Origin of the sequence: Pseudomonas sp. MIS38, assembly GCF_019891575.1 — a bacterium.
GTDB lineage: Bacteria > Pseudomonadota > Gammaproteobacteria > Pseudomonadales > Pseudomonadaceae > Aquipseudomonas > Aquipseudomonas putida_A.
The window spans coordinates 94,618-111,614 of record NZ_JAFLXF010000003.1 but is presented as its reverse complement, the minus strand read 5'-3'; the positions used below and the strand labels follow the sequence as shown (position 1 = coordinate 111,614).

12 protein-coding genes are annotated in these 16,997 nt (G+C 60.8%); 5 read left to right on the top strand and 7 right to left on the bottom strand.

Annotated features, from left to right (window positions below; genetic code table 11):
• Positions 1-156 precede the first annotated feature (156 nt).
• The 3 genes from J1G18_RS05845 (at position 157) to yjiA (ending at position 3,560) form a co-directional block, all read left to right on the top strand.
• The gene (locus J1G18_RS05845) at positions 157-2,223 is read left to right on the top strand and encodes a carbon starvation CstA family protein (protein ID WP_223007224.1); all 2,067 of its coding nucleotides are present in this window, start codon (positions 157-159) and stop codon (positions 2,221-2,223) included.
• Positions 2,224-2,238: 15 nt separating this feature from the next.
• Positions 2,239-2,436: a YbdD/YjiX family protein gene (locus J1G18_RS05840; RefSeq protein WP_003228401.1), complete on the top strand. Its 198-nt coding sequence runs from the start codon at positions 2,239-2,241 to the stop codon at positions 2,434-2,436.
• A gap of 152 nt (positions 2,437-2,588) precedes the next feature.
• Complete coding sequence (gene yjiA, locus J1G18_RS05835; RefSeq protein WP_223007223.1) at positions 2,589-3,560, top strand: GTPase; 972 nt, start codon at positions 2,589-2,591, stop codon at positions 3,558-3,560.
• A 116-nt stretch (positions 3,561-3,676) separates the two neighbouring features.
• Here yjiA and J1G18_RS05830 read toward each other — a convergent pair whose 3' ends face one another.
• The 5 genes from J1G18_RS05830 to J1G18_RS05810 form a co-directional block, all read right to left on the bottom strand.
• Positions 3,677-4,387, bottom strand: a complete 711-nt coding sequence (locus J1G18_RS05830) for a GntR family transcriptional regulator (RefSeq protein ID WP_223007222.1) — start codon at positions 4,385-4,387, stop codon at positions 3,677-3,679.
• A 23-nt stretch (positions 4,388-4,410) separates the two neighbouring features.
• On the bottom strand, positions 4,411-5,115 hold the full coding sequence (locus tag J1G18_RS05825; RefSeq protein WP_027612834.1) for a FadR/GntR family transcriptional regulator: 705 nt from the start codon (positions 5,113-5,115) through the stop codon (positions 4,411-4,413).
• A gap of 84 nt (positions 5,116-5,199) precedes the next feature.
• A complete protein-coding gene (locus tag J1G18_RS05820) occupies positions 5,200-6,513 on the bottom strand; it encodes a C4-dicarboxylate transporter DctA (protein ID WP_097089270.1) in 1,314 nt (437 codons plus the stop codon).
• Between the two features lie 279 nt (positions 6,514-6,792).
• The gene (gene glyA / locus J1G18_RS05815; protein WP_003228394.1) at positions 6,793-8,046 is read right to left on the bottom strand and encodes a serine hydroxymethyltransferase; all 1,254 of its coding nucleotides are present in this window, start codon (positions 8,044-8,046) and stop codon (positions 6,793-6,795) included.
• A gap of 350 nt (positions 8,047-8,396) precedes the next feature.
• Positions 8,397-12,245, bottom strand: coding sequence for a bifunctional diguanylate cyclase/phosphodiesterase (locus tag J1G18_RS05810; RefSeq protein WP_098965709.1), 3,849 nt, complete (start codon positions 12,243-12,245; stop codon positions 8,397-8,399).
• 286 nt (positions 12,246-12,531) lie between these two features.
• Here J1G18_RS05810 and ettA point away from each other — a divergent pair, with 286 nt between their 5' ends.
• Both ettA and gdhA read left to right on the top strand, forming a co-directional pair.
• The gene (ettA, locus tag J1G18_RS05805; protein WP_108590534.1) at positions 12,532-14,196 is read left to right on the top strand and encodes an energy-dependent translational throttle protein EttA; all 1,665 of its coding nucleotides are present in this window, start codon (positions 12,532-12,534) and stop codon (positions 14,194-14,196) included.
• A gap of 346 nt (positions 14,197-14,542) precedes the next feature.
• On the top strand, positions 14,543-15,880 hold the full coding sequence (gdhA, locus tag J1G18_RS05800) for an NADP-specific glutamate dehydrogenase (RefSeq protein ID WP_210558634.1): 1,338 nt from the start codon (positions 14,543-14,545) through the stop codon (positions 15,878-15,880).
• On the opposite strand, the gene J1G18_RS05795 is transcribed toward gdhA, so the two are convergent.
• Together J1G18_RS05795 and J1G18_RS05790 are read right to left on the bottom strand one after the other, a co-directional pair.
• On the bottom strand, positions 15,877-16,371 hold the full coding sequence (locus J1G18_RS05795; RefSeq protein ID WP_098965705.1) for a GreA/GreB family elongation factor: 495 nt from the start codon (positions 16,369-16,371) through the stop codon (positions 15,877-15,879). The two genes, gdhA and J1G18_RS05795, sit on opposite strands and share 4 nt — an antisense overlap.
• Positions 16,372-16,442: 71 nt before the next feature.
• On the bottom strand, positions 16,443-16,799 hold the full coding sequence (locus J1G18_RS05790; protein ID WP_223007221.1) for a hypothetical protein: 357 nt from the start codon (positions 16,797-16,799) through the stop codon (positions 16,443-16,445).
• Positions 16,800-16,997: the final 198 nt, after the last annotated feature.

Sequence of the window (16,997 nt, the reverse complement as noted above, 5' to 3'; positions counted from 1 at the left end):
GCAATCCTCGGGAGAGTTCGCTGACTATAGACCCGACCGTTGGGTGGCTGCCAATCGACAAGCCGTCTAGACCAACGTCGGGGTATGGCCTTTGGCGCCGTAAGCGCTAAACTCGGGGTGGCTGTCTTTCTTGTCCACCCTGGCTGGAATAATAAAATGAAAAATAATAATAGCCTGCTACGCCACTTACCCTGGCTAGTGCTGGCAATCGTAGGAGCGTGCGCCCTGGGCGTAGTGGCATTGCGCCGAGGAGAGGCGATCAACGCCTTGTGGATCGTGGTCGCGGCAGTGGCCATTTATCTGGTTGCGTACCGTTACTACAGCCTGTTCATCGCCAACAATGTGATGCAACTGGATCCGCGTCGGGCCACCCCCGCCGTGCTCAACAACGACGGTCTGGACTACGTGCCGACCAACAAACACATTCTGTTCGGTCACCACTTCGCGGCCATTGCCGGCGCAGGCCCGCTGGTCGGCCCGGTACTGGCGGCGCAGATGGGTTATCTGCCCGGCACGCTGTGGCTGATTGCCGGGGTGGTGCTGGCGGGCGCGGTGCAGGACTTCATGGTCCTGTTCATGTCGACCCGGCGCAACGGCCGTTCCCTGGGCGACATGGTGCGTGAAGAAATGGGCCGCATCCCCGGCACCATCGCCCTGTTCGGCTGCTTCCTGATCATGATCATCATCCTCGCGGTGCTGGCGCTGATCGTGGTCAAGGCACTGGCAGAGAGCCCATGGGGCATCTTCACTGTGATGGCGACCATCCCGATCGCGATGTTCATGGGCATTTACATGCGCTACATCCGTCCGGGCCGCATCGGCGAGATCTCGGTCATCGGTGTGTTGCTGCTGCTCGGTTCGATCTGGCTCGGTGGGCAGATTGCCGCTGATCCGGTGTGGGCCAAGGCCTTCAGCTTCACCGGCGTGCAAATCACCTGGATGCTGATCGGTTACGGCTTCGTCGCCGCCGTGTTGCCGGTGTGGCTGATCCTCGCGCCACGCGACTACCTGTCGACGTTCCTCAAGATCGGCACCATCATCGCCCTGGCGATCGGCATTCTGGTGACCATGCCCGAGCTGAAAATGCCGGCGCTGACCCAGTTCGTCGACGGCACCGGCCCGGTGTGGAAGGGTGGTCTGTTCCCGTTCCTGTTCATCACCATCGCTTGCGGTGCGGTGTCCGGGTTCCACGCACTGATCTCTTCGGGCACCACGCCGAAGTTGCTGGATAACGAAACCAACGCGCGTTACATCGGTTACGGCGGCATGCTGATGGAATCGTTTGTGGCGATCATGGCGATGGTTGCCGCTTCGGTGATCGAGCCGGGCGTGTACTTCGCCATGAACAGCCCGGCCGCGGTGGTCGGTGGTGACGTGGCATCGGTGGCGCAGATGGTCAGCAGTTGGGGCTTCGCGATCACGCCGGAGGCACTGCAAGCTGTGGCGCATGACATTGGCGAAACCACCATCCTGGCTCGTGCCGGCGGTGCGCCGACCCTGGCGGTCGGTATCGCGCAGATCCTGCACAGTGTCCTGCCCGGTGAAAACACCATGGCGTTCTGGTACCACTTCGCGATCCTGTTCGAAGCGCTGTTCATCCTGACCGCTGTGGACGCCGGCACCCGTGCCGGGCGCTTCATGCTGCAGGACCTGCTCGGCTCCTTCGTTCCGGCGCTCAAGCGTACCGAATCGTGGACCGCCAACCTGATCGCCACCGCCGGTTGTGTGGCGATGTGGGGCTGGTTGCTGTATCAGGGCGTCATCGATCCACTGGGCGGCATCAACACCCTGTGGCCACTGTTCGGTATCTCCAACCAGATGCTGGCCGGTATCGCGCTGATGCTCGGCACTGTGGTCCTGATCAAGATGAAGCGCCAGCACTACATCTGGGTCACCCTGCTGCCAGCCGCTTGGCTGCTGATCTGCACCACCACTGCAGGCTTCATCAAGCTGTTCGACGCCAACCCGGCGATCGGCTTCCTGTCGCTGGCCAAGAAGTACAGCGATGCCTTGGCCGCCGGCCAAGTCATTGCCCCGGCCAAGAGTATCGAGCAGATGCAGCACGTGATCTTCAACGCCTACACCAACGCAACGCTCACTGCGCTGTTCCTGTTCGTGGTCTTCAGCATCCTGTTCTATGCGCTCAAGGTCGGCATCGCCGCCTGGGGCAAAAAAGAGCGTACGGATAAAGAATCGCCATTCCAGGCCCTGCCGGACGCGTAACCAGAGGATTGCACCATGTTCAATGACCTGAGTCGCCTCGGCAAATACCTCGGTCAGGCCGCACGCCTGATGGTCGGCATGCCCGACTACGACACCTACGTCGAGCATATGCAAACCAAACACCCGGACAAACCGGTAATGAGCTACGAGATGTTCTTCCGCGAACGTCAGGAAGCGCGTTACGGTGGCAAGGGTGGGCCGAAGTGCTGTTGAGCTGACAGCCTGCGGTTGAGGTAATCCCCCGGTGGGAGCGGGCTTGCTCGCGAATACGGAGTGTCAGTTGATACGTGTGGTGACTGACACACCGCTTTCGCGAGCAAGCCCGCTCCCACATTTGTTTTGTGTTTGTTTCAGGAGATCGTGTTTTGTCTTCTCCCATACCCGTAACGGTACTCAGCGGTTTCCTCGGTGCCGGCAAGACCACCTTGTTGCGCCATCTGCTCAAAGCCGAGCATGGCCTGAAGATCGCCGTGATCGAGAACGAATTCAGCGACGCCGGCATCGACACCCAGTTGCTCGGCGACGAACCGGTGCAAGTCATGACCCTGGCCAACGGCTGCGTCTGCTGCACCATCCACACCGACCTGACCAAGGCCTTGTACCTGCTGCTCGAACGCCTGGACAACGGCGAAATCGCCTTCGATCGCTTGGTGATCGAGTGCACCGGTCTCGCCGACCCGGCCCCGGTGGCACAGACTTTTTTCATCGATGAGGAACTGCGCGAGCGTTATCTGCTCGACGGCATCATCACCTTGGTGGATGCCGCCCATGCCGACCAGCACCTGACCCAGACCATCGCCCAGGCGCAGATCGGTTTCGCCGACCGCTTGCTGGTGAGCAAGACCGATCTGGTGGATGAGGCCACGTTCAACGCACTGAGCGAACGCCTGACGCGGATCAATCGTCGCGCGCCGATCCGCGTGGTCGAGCATGGCAACATCGATCTGGCGGAACTGCTCGACGTGCGTGGCTTCAATCTCAATGCCGATCTCGGCGGCGGGGTGAGTCTGCGTCCGGTGAGCAAGGCGCCCTCCATCGACCGTATCTCCAGTCTGGTGCTGCGCACAGACCAGCCACTGGATATCGATCAACTCAGCGAATTCATGAATGAGCTGCTGGAAGAACATGGCAAGCAGTTGTTGCGCTACAAGGGCGTGTTGAACATCGCTGGCGAGGATCGGCGGCTGGTGTTTCAGGGCGTACTGAAACTTTACGGGTTCGACTGGGACACCGAGTGGGCCGAGGGTGAGGCGCGGGAAAGTGTGATTGTGTTTATTGCCGATGATTTGCCGGAAGAGAAGATTCGGGCCGGGTTTGCCAAAGTGACTTCCGCCTGATGGTTATTCGGCGCCAGGGCTGACGCCTTCGCGAGCAAGCCCGCTCCCACAGTAGACCGCATTCTGTCAGGAGGAATGCAATTCACTGTGGGAGCGGGCTTGCTCGCGAAGGCGATCTAACCGGCGACACGATGCTCAAGGGCTGTACCCAGCAAGGTCTGCTCAAGATGATCCAGGTGTTGATTCATCAGTCGCTCAGCCATGGACATATCCCCAGACGCGACCGCCTCGACAATCGCCAGATGCTCCTGCCACGCGCAGCAACCCGGCGTCGATCCATCACACCGCGCAATCGCCAGCGACGTCAACGGCACCAGGCTGCCAAGGAAATGTGCCAACGGTGCATTCCCCGCCATTTGTGCCAACTGCAGATGAAACTCGCCGGACAATCGAATCGCCGCCGCACGCCGTTCCTGTGTCACGGCCAGACGTTCACGCTCGACCAGCGTGCGCAAGCGTTTCAAACCCTCCGCTGACGTATTCTGACAAGCCAGACGCACCAGCGTCGCTTCGGTCAGGCGCCGGGCGTGCAGGGTTTGCCGGGTCTGCTCGGCATCCGGTGTGGCGACCCGTGGCCGATGGTTGGCGCGCAGCACAATCACCTGCTCATGGGACAACTGCGTCAGCACCCGGCGCACATCGGCGCGGCTGACGCCAAACATCTGCTTGAGACTGTCTTCGGTGAAGCGGCTGGCCGGGTCGATTCGCCGGTCCAGAATCGCGTCGAACAGCCGCGGGTACAGATCGTCTGCCGACGCCTGCAGGCGGGAGAAGGGCAGGGGGGCCGACATCTGACGGGTGTGCGGCGACGTGGCAAGGCTGTTCATGGCCGGTCTCCAGTGTGAATCAATCAGTGGCTGAGGTTGTCATCCGGAATGTTCAATTCAACGCCCATCCGTTGGCCTTCGCGCAGAATGTGCCGACGCATTTCGGCGCTGGCCTGGGCGCTGTTCTTGCTGCGGATCGCGCGCACCACGGCTTCGTTTTCTTCCAGGCGTTCGGCCAGGTGCTCAGGTGAATTACGCAGCACTTCGGCGCTTTGCTTGAGGGCATTGCTCGTTTGCTGCACCACACTCTGGAAGATCGGGTTCGAGGTCAGGGTGAACAGCTCCTCGTGGAAGGCGATGTAGGCGCTGACCCCGGCTTCGCTGTCGCCCGCTTCAAGGGCTTCGCGCATGTCCATCAGGGTCAGGCGCAATTGCCCGACTTCCTTGCTGCTGATCGACTGCGCAACCAGCCCGACGATGAACGGCTCAAGGGTGTAACGCAGTTGCAGCACGTCTTCGAGGCTGGCGCCGGCCACCGCGCTGTCGTGACTCTGGCTGTCACTGAGCTGGGCGTCGAGCACCACCACGCCTTTGCCCGGCATCGAACGCACCAGGCCAAGGGTTTCCAGGACGATCACCGCTTCGCGCAGGCTTGGGCGGCTGATGCCCAGTTGTTCGGCCAGTTCGCGCTGACCCGGCAGCATGTCGCCGGAGCGCCACTGACCGCGGGCGAGGGCGGCGCGCAGTTTTTCTACGACTGAGTTGACGACGGTTGATGTAGTGATCAATTGTCTTGCTCCGTGAGCCCGTTGGGGCTGCCGCAAACAGGATCAAAAGATCGCAGCCTGCGGCAGCTTCTGCGGGGTTGAAAATCAGAACTCTTGCTGGTGCGCCGGAGTTCCGCTTTTACGCGGTTGAAAGGTGTAGCCCTGCTGACCGCTGAGTACTTTGTTTGCGCGTTGCACATCGATGTCCTTTTCCCAACGGGCGATGGCCACGGTAGCGACGCAGTTGCCGATCAGGTTGGTCAGTGCCCGACCGATGCCCATGAACCAGTCCACTGCCAGTACCAGCACCAGACCCACGACCGGAATCGCCGGGATCGCCGTCAGCGTCGCCGCCAGAATCACCAGCGCCGAGCCGGGAATGCCGTGGGCGCCCTTGGAAGTGATCAGCGACACCAGCAGAATCGTCAGCAGATCGGTCATCGCCAGTGGCGTGCCGGTGGCGTTGGCGATGAACACGATGGCCAGGGTCAGGTAGATCGAGAAACCGTCGAGGTTGAACGAATAGCCGGTGGGAATCACCAGCCCGACTGTCGAGCTGCCAATCCCCAGGTGTTCAAGTTTGCGCATGATCTGTGGCAGCACGGCGTCGGAAGAAGCGGTGCCCATGACGATCAGCAATTCTTCGCGCAGGTACTTGAGCAGGGGCCACAGACGCAGGCCCGAGGCGCGCATTACCACGCCGAGGATCACGCTGACGAACGCCATGCAGGTCAGGTAAAACAAGCCCACCAGACTGCCCAGGTGTTGCAGCGAATCGAGGCCGTATTTGCTGGTGGTGAAGGCGATGGCGCCGAACACGCCGATCGGCGCCAGGCGTACGATCATGCCCATGATCCGGAAGATCACATGGCTCAGCTCGTTGATCAGCCGTGAGATCCCGGAAGCCGCTTCGCCCACCAGATTCAGCGCGCTGCCGAACAGCACCGAGAACAGCAGTACCTGCAGGATGTTGTTGTCGGCGAAGGCTCCGAGCACCGAGGTCGGAATCAGGTCCATCAGGAACTGCGTGGTGGTGTGCATATGCTGGCCGCGTTCGGCGATGTCGCCCATGTCGGCGGCGGACAACTGCTCCAGATGGATATTCGCGCCACTGCCGATGCCGGTGCTGAAGGCGAATACCAGACCGATCACCAGCGCGATGGTGGTCAGCACTTCAAAGTAGATCACCGACTTGAGGCCGATGCGCCCGACCTTCTTCAGATCGCCCGCGCCGCTGATACCGCTGACCACCACGCAGAACACGATCAGGCCGATGAGCATCTTGATCAGTTTGATGAAGCCGTCACCCAGCGGTTTGAGCTGAGCGGAATATTCGGGAAGGGTCAGCCCGCAGACGATGCCGAGCACCAGTCCGAGAACCACTTGGAGGAAGATTGAACGCGAGCACCATCTGAGCATGGGAGAAATCCTGGTCGGTGTCCTGGCTGCCGTGCGCCTTTGGGCGCATCAGATTCAGAACTTAATTATTGTGGTCTTACCGGTATGTCCAGTGCGGGTGCAGTCTAGGCGCGGATTTTTGCGGATCGCAAGTGAAAATTGACGAATTGGCATGACCGGTCTGACCAGTTGTGCGGTGAGTCCCATTCTTGAGCGGTTCAGGCGTTTGAAAAAATGTGGGCACAAAAAAACCGGCCAATCACTTGGCCGGTTTTTCATGCTGCGGATTTAACGTCGCGATTACGCGCCGTACACCGGCAGTTTCTTGCAGATGGCTTTGACTTTCTCACGAACGGCGTCGATCACCGCTTCGTTGTTCAGGTCAGCCAGGATGTCGCAGATCCAGCCGGCCAGCTCTTTGCACTCTGCTTCTTTGAAGCCGCGAGTGGTCACAGCCGGGGTACCGAAGCGCAGGCCGGAAGTGACGAATGGCGAGCGTGGGTCGTTAGGCACGGAGTTCTTGTTCACGGTGATGAACGCTTTGCCCAGCGCGGCGTCGGCGTCTTTACCGGAGATGTCCTGCTTGATCAACGACAGCAGGAACAGGTGGTTTTTGGTACCGCCGGACACCACGTCGAAACCGCGCTCGATGAACACTTCGGCCATGGCCTGGGCGTTCTTCACCACTTGTTCCTGGTAAGCCTTGAACTCAGGCTGCAGCGCTTCCTTGAAGCAGATCGCTTTAGCGGCGATCACGTGCTCCAGCGGGCCACCCTGGGCGCCCGGGAATACCGCGGAGTTCAGCTTCTTCTCGATCTCGGCGTTGGCGCGCGCCAGGATCAGACCGCCACGAGGACCGCGCAGGGTCTTGTGCGTGGTGGTGGTGACCACGTCAGCGAATGGCACCGGGTTCGGGTAGACGCCAGCGGCGACCAGACCGGCCACGTGAGCCATGTCGACGAACAGGTAGGCACCGACTTTGTCAGCGATGGCGCGGAAGCGTGGGAAGTCGAGGATCTGCGAGTAGGCAGAGAAACCGGCCACGATCATTTTCGGCTTGTGCTCAACCGCCAGACGCTCGACTTCGTCGTAGTCGATCAGGCCGTTGGCGTCGATGCCGTACTGCACGGCGTTGTACAGCTTGCCGGAGGACGAAACGCTGGCACCGTGAGTCAGGTGACCACCGTGGGCCAGGCTCATGCCCAGGATGGTGTCACCACCTTGCAGCAGGGCCAGGTAAACAGCGGCGTTGGCTTGGGAACCGGCGTGCGGCTGAACGTTGGCGTAATCGGCGCCGAACAGCTCTTTGGCGCGGTCGATGGCCAGTTGTTCAACAACGTCGACGTACTCGCAACCACCGTAGTAGCGCTTGCCCGGGTAGCCTTCAGCGTACTTGTTGGTCAGTACCGAGCCTTGAGCTTCCATCACCGCAGGGCTGGTGTAGTTTTCCGAAGCGATCAGCTCAATGTGCTCTTCCTGGCGCTGAGCTTCTTGCTCCATGGCGGCAAAGAGATCGGCGTCGTACTTGGCAATAGTCAAATCACGGCTGAACATGGCGGTCCTCAAGGATCGGGGGCAGAAAAGGGGGGCATTCTAACCCAATGGGTTTTGGATGGCATATGAAACGACATCATGTCGCAGACAAGTGGCGTTCATGACAGATGTGCGGTGCTTTTGCTGGCTCCACAATGGCCGCGTTTCAACCGGAGAATACTGATCCACGGCAAGTCCCTGTGACAGCCAGCCTGCTGGGGATGGCTGCACCGCAGATTTTTCCGGCGTCTGTACCGGCCCTTTCGCGAGCAAGCCCGCTCCCACAGTGGACCGCGTATATCCTGAAGAAACCGGGTCAAATGTGGGAGCGGGCTTGCTCGCGAAGGCGTCATTGGCGGTGCCGCAAAAAATCAGTCGAACATGAATAGCGCATCATTGCTGAACTGCGCTTCAAACCGGCTCGCCGGCATCGGTCGTCCGAACAGGTAGCCCTGCACTTCATCGCAACCGTGCTCGCGCAGGAAGTCCAGTTGCTCATGGGTTTCCACGCCCTCGGCGATTACCGCCAGATTCAGGCTGTGGGCCATGGCGATGATCGCGCGGGCGATCTGCGCGTCCTGCTCGCCTGACGGCAGGCCGTCGACGAAGGTACGGTCGATCTTCAGCACGTCGATCGGGAATTGCTTGAGGTAGTTCAGCGACGAATAACCGGTGCCGAAGTCGTCGACCGCAATGCTCAGGCCCAGGTTTTTCAGCCCGGCCAGAATCTGCATTGCTTCGCTGACTTCGCGCATCAGGATACTTTCGGTCAGCTCCAGCTCCAGACACGCCGGTGGCAGCCCGGTTTCGCGCAGGATCGTGGCGATGCGCGTACCGAGCTGGCCATCGGAGAACTGCCGCGCCGAAATGTTCACCGAGACCTTCGGCACGCGCACGCGGTTCTGGTGCCAGGTCTTGAGCTGACGGCAGGCTTCGCTGATGACCCAGTCGCCAACGTCGACCACCAGACCCAGCTCTTCCAGCACCGGAATGAAATCCCCCGGCGGCACCAGCCCGCGACGCGGATGACGCCAACGCAGCAGCGCTTCGGCGCCAGTCAGGCGTTTGCCGTCGCCGCTGAATTGCGGCTGGTAGTACAGGACAAATTCGTTCTGCTCCAGCGCATGACGCAGGTCGCTTTCCAGCTCCAGACGTTCCAGTGCACTGGCGTTCATGTCGGCCTGATAGAACTGGAAGTTGTTCTTGCCGCGCTCCTTGGCGTGGTACATCGCGGTGTCGGCGTTCTTCATCAACTGGCTGAGTTCGTTGCCGTCCTGCGGGCTCAGGGCGATGCCGATACTGGCGGTGACGAAGAACTCGCGACCTTCCAGCACAAATGGACGCACCAGGCTGGCGAGAATCTGCTCGGCCACATGAATCGCTCGGTTCAGCGCCATTTCGCGGCTGGAGCGGTGTTGCAGGAGCAAGGTGAACTCGTCACCGCCCATGCGCGCCACGGTGTCGTCATCGTCGACGCAGGCCAGCAACCGCGTGGCCATGTCTTTCAACATGCGGTCGCCAGCCGCGTGGCCGAGGGAGTCGTTGATCGGTTTGAAGCGGTCGAGGTCGAGGAACATCAGCACCACCCACGACTTCTGCCGTTCGGCCGATTGCAGCGCGGTATGCAGACGATCCTGGAACAGCGTGCGGTTCGGCAGGTGGGTCAGGGCGTCGTAGTAAGCGAGACGATGGATGCGTTGTTCGCTGGCCTTGCGCTCGCTGATGTCGCTGAAGAAGCACACGTAACTGGCCAGATCGCCTTCATCGTCGAGTACCGCCGTGATGCCGACCCACGCCGGGTAATGCTCGCCGTTACGGCGCTTGAGCCAGACTTCGCCTTCCCAGGTGCTGTGCTGATGCAATTGCTTGAGCACGTAGCGCAGGTGCGCGTCCTGTTGCTCGTCGACGGTGAGCATGTTCGGCAACTGATCGAGCACCTCCGACACCGCGTAACCGCTGACCCGGCTGAAGGCTTCGTTGGCCTGCACGATGTAACCGGCCGGGTCGGTGATCAGGATCGCCGAGGTCGAGTGCTCGAATACCGTGGCCGCCATGCGCAAGTCTTTCTCGGCGCGGCGCTGCTGGCTGATGTCGCGACCGACGCCGAGCACGCCTTCGAACGCGCCGTGTTCGTCCCACACCAGCACCAGCCGCAGCTCGATCGGGATCTTGCGGCCGTCGGCGCGCAGGCAGTCGAACAGGAACATCTGCGTCTGTACCTGGCTTCGCAGTTGCGCGAGTTGCTCAGGCTTGTCGAGCGCTTTGCTGACCCGATCCATCAAGGTGTAGATGCCGGATAGCTGCTGCGGGTTGGCGATCGTCGATTGCCAGCCATTCTGGAAGATCCACTCGGCGTCGTAACCCAGCACCGCCTGCACCGACGGGCTGACGTAGTTCAACGACAGCTTGCTGTCGGTGGAGAAAATCACATCGCTGATGCTTTCGGCGAGCATGCGGTAGCGCTGCTCGCTGTCGCGCAGCGATTCGCTGGCCTCGATCTGCTCGGTGATGTCCTTGGCCACGCCGATGATCCGCGTGACCTGATCATGTTTGTCACGGGCCAGCGCCTGCTCACGAATATCGAAGCGCCGCCATTTGCCGTCGCGATGGCGGAAGCGCAATTGGCACTGCAACAGCTGGCTGTACCCGGCGTGCCGCTGCATCTGCCGCGAGCGGTGGTAATAGTCGGCGTCTTCCGGATGCAGGAGGATTTCCCAGAAGTACTCGCCCATCTGGTGCAGCTCGGAGCGGTTGTAACCGAGGGTCTGGCCGAGGTGGTGGTTGCTGAAAATCATCCGCTGGCTGATCACGTCCTGCACATACAGATGATCCGGCACGGTGCGCACCACGTCCGACCAGAAACCTTCGCGCTCCAGCAGCGACAGTTCGATCAGCTTGCGGCTGGTGATGTCGTTGATGCTCAGAATCACCGCTTTATAGTCGTGCAGCTCCTCAGGCAGGCGCAGGACCATCCACAGGTGCTGATCGCGGCCGTTGATGTCCGGCAGCCTGATTTCCAGTTCCAGTTGATTCTGTTGCTGCAAAACTGCGTCGAGCACCTGGTTGCCGATGGCGCACTGGCTGTGCGGATGGCCATCGATCAGCAACTGCCAGGCGTGCTCGCAGGAATTGACATTGAGCAGTTGCAGCGCCACCTGATTGACCTCGGTGACGCGCAGTTCTTGCAGCAGTTGCTGGCGCTGGGCCGGTTGGTCGAGCCAGGCCTTGAGCTGGTCGCTGGTCTGGATCTGTGCTTTGTCGAACACCTGCTTGAGGCCGGACAGATCGAGCACACACAACGCAACGCCAGTGCCTTCGAAGATGTCCTGATAGCGCCGGCGGCCTTCATGCAACTGGCGCTGGCGGCGACGCATGTTCAGCAGCGCGATCACCGGCAACATCGAGAACGCCAGGCCCAGAAGGCATTTGCCGATGAACGCCGGCAGCAGTTCTTCGAGCACCCGCTGACGATCGAACAGCCCGCGCAACTGCCAGTCGCTGCTGCTCAGCGGTACGGTGAGCACGGTGTTGGCCATGTCGTCCGGGCTCAGCACCCCGGGCCGGGCGGAGGATAGCGCTTCGTCGCGGCTGATGATCTGATGGTTGAGACGGTTTTCTACCAGCCACAACGGGCGGATGCCGGTTTCGCCCAGCTTGGTCAGCGAGTCGAAGAAGGTCGGGGTCAGGCGCAATACCCAGTAGCCGCGCGTGCTGCCGCTGGCCTGATGCAACAACAGATGCACCACCGAGCCGTCGTCGGCGTTACTGAAGTAATGCGCCTGGGCGCGGCTGCGGCGTACGAGTTCAGCGAGGTAATCGGCGTCGTGGCTGTCGCTGGCGCTGTCGTTGAGGATTTTCCCGGACGGGCTGAGCAGGGCCAGGCTGCGCAGATCCGGCAGCGATTGCTGGAGCTTGCGCAGCAGCGCCTGCTGTTCGTCGGACGACTGCGGCTGTTCGACGATCGGTAGCAGGTTGAGGGCGATTTGCGCATTCAGCGACATGTTCAGGCTGACCTGCGAGGCGAGGTCGGCGGTGTAGTCGATGGTGTACTGGCGCTGATTTTTCTGGGTCTCGCGCAATTGATCGAGCAGTTGCCAGAACAGCAGGGCCAGCAGCAAAAGTACCAGCGTCGCCAATGCCCCCTTCAATGTTCCGCGCAGGGGCGAGCCGGTCCCCGGATTGGACGCGCTCACAGAAGCTGGCGGGGTAACGTTGGACAAGCTGAAATCCTGCGGTTTGGCTGGACTGGCGCGACGTGCACTATAAGCCGGACGCCCGAAGGGCGGCTAGCATGCCTTGAGTTGTGGCGAAGTGCCAGCCCCGCTCGGCTGGACTGCCTTCCGTCATTAAGGTAGCTTTGCCGGTTACGCGGGAGCGTTCCAGCTCCTAGACTCAGACTTTTTCAGCGCGCACGCATTGATGACCATCAAGTGAACGACGCGCATCGGTCTGGCCGGGCATCGCCTGCGCTCCAATCATTCATCTGTCACTGACCCAAGGTTCTCCATGGCTCAATACGTCTTCACCATGCATCGGCTGGGCAAAGTTGTTCCGCCGAAGCGGGAAATCCTGAAAAACATTTCGCTGTCGTTCTTTCCCGGCGCCAAGATCGGCGTACTCGGCCTCAACGGTTCGGGTAAATCCACGCTGCTGAAAATCATGGCTGGCGTCGACACCGAGTTCGAGGGCGAAGCCCGTCCGATGCCGGACCTGAACATCGGTTATCTGCCGCAAGAGCCACAACTTGATCCGACCAAGACCGTGCGTGAAGTGGTCGAGGAAGCGGTCAGCGTGATCAAGGATGCGCAGGCGCGTCTGGACGAGGTCTACGCCGCTTACGCCGATCCGGATGCCGACTTCGACAAGCTGGCAGCCGAACAGGCCAAGCTCGAAGCGATCCTGCAGGCCAGCGATGGTCATAACCTGGAGCGTCAACTGGAAGTCGCCGCCGACGCCCTGCGTCTGCCGGCCTGGGACGCCAAGGTCGAACACCTGTCCGGTGGTGAAAAACGTCGTGTGGCCCTGTGCCGTCTGCTGCTGTCCGCTCCGGACATGCTGCTGCTCGACGAACCGACCAACCACTTGGACGCTGACTCCGTGGCGTGGCTGGAGCACTTCCTGCACGACTTCCCGGGCACCGTGGTCGCGATCACGCACGACCGTTACTTCCTCGACAACGTTGCTGGCTGGATCCTGGAACTCGACCGCGGCGCGGGCATTCCTTACGAGGGCAACTACTCGGGTTGGCTCGAAGCCAAGTCCGATCGTCTGGCCCAGGAATCCAAGCAGCAATCGGCTCACGAAAAAGCCATGAAGGAAGAGCTGGAGTGGGTGCGCAAAGGCGCGAAAGCCCGCCAGTCGAAATCCAAGGCACGTCTGCAACGCTTCGAAGAAATGCAGTCGCAGGAATTCCAGAAGCGTTCGGAAACCAACGAGATCTACATCCCGGCCGGTCCGCGTCTGGGCGACAAGGTCATCGAGTTCAAGAACGTCACCAAGGGCTACGGCGATCGCGTCCTGATCGACAACCTGTCGTTCTCCATGCCGAAGGGCGCCATCGTTGGCGTGATCGGTGGTAACGGTGCCGGTAAGTCGACCCTGTTCCGCATGCTGATGGGCAAGGAAACTCCGGATTCCGGCACCATCGAAGTCGGCGAAACCGTGCAACTGGCCTGCGTTGACCAGAGCCGCGAAGACCTCGACGGCAGCAAGACCGTGTTCCAGCAGATCTCCGACGGTTCCGACCAGATCCGCATCGGCAACTACGAGATTCCATCGCGCACTTATGTCGGTCGCTTCAACTTCAAGGGCGGCGACCAGCAGAAGTTCGTCAAGGACCTGTCCGGTGGTGAGCGCGGTCGTCTGCACCTGGCGCTGACCCTGAAGGAGGGCGGCAACGTCCTGCTGCTCGACGAACCGTCCAACGACCTCGACGTTGAAACCCTGCGTTCCCTGGAAGAAGCCCTGCTGGACTTCCCGGGCGCCGCCATTGTGATCTCTCACGATCGCTGGTTCCTGGACCGCGTCGCGACTCACATCCTGGCGTACGAAGACGACTCGCAAGCGGTGTTCTTCGAAGGCAACTACACCGAGTACGAAGCCGACCGCAAAAAGCGTCTTGGAGAAGCGGCGGCCCAGCCACACCGGGTACGCCACAAGAAACTGGCCTGATTCGGGTTGGTTGCATGAAAAAGCGGAGCCTTCGGGCTCCGTTTTTTTTGAGTTTTTTTCAGTGATTCCGAGTCGTGGCCATCGCGAGCAGGCTCACTCCTACAATTGGAATGCGGTCTCCTGTAGGAGTGAGCCTGCTCGCGATATCGATGTAACTGTTGGTGCATTACTTCAATTTGACCTCCCCATTCAGGTGCAGAATCAGCTCAAAAAACCGCCTTATTTATATCCTGTGCACCATTTAATTTCATAACTGCGACATTTTGCGCTGTTCCTGTGCGCAAATCGTTTGTTACAGTCCGGCTCAATCGCTTCCAACGACAATAAATTTGCCGAGACTTTTCCCATGATCGAATCCGTCGAATCCTTCCTCGCCCGCCTGAAAAAACGCGACCCGGATCAACCCGAATTCCACCAGGCCGTCGAAGAAGTCCTGCGCAGTCTGTGGCCGTTTCTCGAAGCCAATCCGCGTTACCTGACCTCGGGCATTCTGGAGCGCATCTGCGAGCCGGAGCGCGCAGTGGTGTTCCGCGTGTCGTGGGTCGACGATCAGGGCAAGGTCCAGGTCAATCGCGGTTTCCGCATCCAGATGAACAGCGCGATCGGCCCGTACAAGGGCGGCTTGCGCTTCCATCCTTCGGTGAACCTGGGCGTGCTGAAGTTTCTCGCCTTCGAACAGACCTTCAAGAACTCCCTGACCTCGTTGCCCATGGGCGGCGGCAAGGGCGGTTCGGACTTCGATCCGAAGGGCAAGAGCGACGCCGAAGTCATGCGTTTCTGCCAGGCGTTCATGAGCGAGCTGTACCGCCACATCGGCGCGGACGTTGACGTACCGGCTGGCGACATCGGTGTCGGTGCGCGGGAGATCGGTTTCCTGTTTGGCCAGTACAAACGCCTGAGCAACCAGTTCACCAGCGTGTTGACCGGTAAAGGCATGACCTATGGCGGCAGCCTGATTCGCCCGGAAGCCACCGGTTTCGGTTGCGTGTACTTCGCCGAGGAGATGCTCAAGCGCCGCGGGCAGACCGTCGAAGGCAAGCGCGTGGCGATCTCTGGTTCCGGCAACGTCGCGCAGTACGCGGCGCGCAAGGTCATGGACCTGGGCGGCAAGGTGATTTCGCTGTCCGACTCCGAAGGCACGTTGTACTGCGAATCGGGCCTGAGCGAAGAACAGTGGCAGGCGCTGCTGGAACTGAAAAACGTCAAACGCGGACGCATCAGCGAATTGGCCACGGCGTTCGGTCTGGAATTCCGTGCCGGTCAGTTGCCCTGGTCGCTGCCGTGTGACATCGCGCTGCCCTGCGCCACGCAGAACGAGCTCGACGCCGAATCTGCTCGTACGCTGCTGCGCAATGGCTGCGTGTGCGTCGCCGAAGGCGCGAACATGCCGACCACGCTGGCGGCCGTGGATATCTTCATCGAGGCCGGCATTCTGTTCGCCCCGGGCAAGGCGTCGAACGCCGGCGGGGTAGCGGTCAGTGGGCTGGAGATGTCGCAGAACGCCATGCGCCTGCTGTGGACGGCGGGTGAGGTGGACAGCAAGCTGCACGCGATCATGCAGTCGATCCACCATGCCTGCGTGCATTACGGCGAAGAGAACGGGCGGATCAACTACGTCAAAGGCGCGAACATCGCCGGCTTCGTCAAAGTCGCGGATGCGATGCTCGCGCAGGGTGTGGTTTAAGCCGGTTCGATGCGAATCACTTCAATCACCTGATCGCCAGCGGGGCGCTGCCACAGCACTTCGTCATTGAGCCGGGCACCAAGCAATGCCCGGCCCAACGGCGAGGCCCAGTTGATCAAACCCTGGCTGGCGTCGGCCTGATCTTCGCCGACCAGTTGCACCCGACTTTCGGTGTCGTGTTCGTCGGCGTAGGTCACCCAACTGCCAATCTGCACCTTGTCGGTAGAGATCGCGGGGGCAGCGACCTGTGCGCTGGCGAGGCGTTGGTTGAAGTAGCGCAAATCTCTTTCGAGATCGGCTTGGCGCTGCTTGTCGGCCCGTTCGCCCTTGGCCGATTGCTCGGCGTGCAGGGCTTGCAGTTCGGCGACCTTGGCCTGCAACTGCGCCAATCCTTGGGGTGTGACGTAATTGGGCTGCGCACTGACCTGCCGTTCGACGGGCTGATCGGCTTGCGCAGCGGCGTTATCTTCGTTCACGAAAGCGCGGCTCATGCTGTCCTCCTCTGCAAAGAGTTTGGGCCATGGTCGCCGGCATTTGGTTTCACTGGATGTCTGGAAACGACCTATTGCGAGCGATAAGCCCGCCCGGCGTCCTGATCTTTCTGCTGCTGCCAGGCGCGCTCGCGTTCGTCCCAGTGCTCGTTGCGATACTCTTCGCGATCCTTGTTCTCCAGCATCGCCTGGCACTGGCGAAAGCCGTCGGTCCAGCCTTCGGCGTATTGCTTGTCCTTGAGATAGCGCGGCACGTTCTTGCGAAACTCGCCACTGATCGAGCCGGCGGCTTGCCGGCCACTGACGCAGCCATCGTCAAAACCGTCGGCGAAGGCCGATGGATAACCTTTGGCGATCAAGTCTTCGTGGGTGGTCTGGCAACCCCCGAGCAACAGCAAAACACCCAGCAATCCCGCACACCGCCACATCGCACTCTCCCGCGCCGATTCTCGGCTGATAGGGAAAGTCTAGAAGCGGATTCGTCGGGCGTTGGTGAAAGACATGTAAGTAATTCGTTGAATACCGGAGAACCCTGTGGGAGCGGGCTTGCTCGCGAAGGCGTCGTGTCAGGCGATTCAAATCTCGACTGACCCAGCGCTTTCGCGAGCAAGCCCGCTCCCACAGGG

Coding starts and splice junctions, on each gene's coding strand:
- J1G18_RS05845 (WP_223007224.1), top strand. CDS start 157: ATGAAAAATAATAATAGCCTGCTACGCCACTTACCCTGGCTAGTGCTG.
- J1G18_RS05840 (WP_003228401.1), top strand. CDS start 2,239: ATGTTCAATGACCTGAGTCGCCTCGGCAAATACCTCGGTCAGGCCGCA.
- J1G18_RS05830 (WP_223007222.1), bottom strand. CDS start 4,387: ATGAACAGCCTTGCCACGTCGCCGCACACCCGTCAGATGTCGGCCCCC.
- J1G18_RS05820 (WP_097089270.1), bottom strand. CDS start 6,513: ATGCTCAGATGGTGCTCGCGTTCAATCTTCCTCCAAGTGGTTCTCGGA.
- glyA (WP_003228394.1), bottom strand. CDS start 8,046: ATGTTCAGCCGTGATTTGACTATTGCCAAGTACGACGCCGATCTCTTT.
- ettA (WP_108590534.1), top strand. CDS start 12,532: ATGGCTCAATACGTCTTCACCATGCATCGGCTGGGCAAAGTTGTTCCG.
- gdhA (WP_210558634.1), top strand. CDS start 14,543: ATGATCGAATCCGTCGAATCCTTCCTCGCCCGCCTGAAAAAACGCGAC.
- J1G18_RS05795 (WP_098965705.1), bottom strand. CDS start 16,371: ATGAGCCGCGCTTTCGTGAACGAAGATAACGCCGCTGCGCAAGCCGAT.
- J1G18_RS05790 (WP_223007221.1), bottom strand. CDS start 16,799: ATGTGGCGGTGTGCGGGATTGCTGGGTGTTTTGCTGTTGCTCGGGGGT.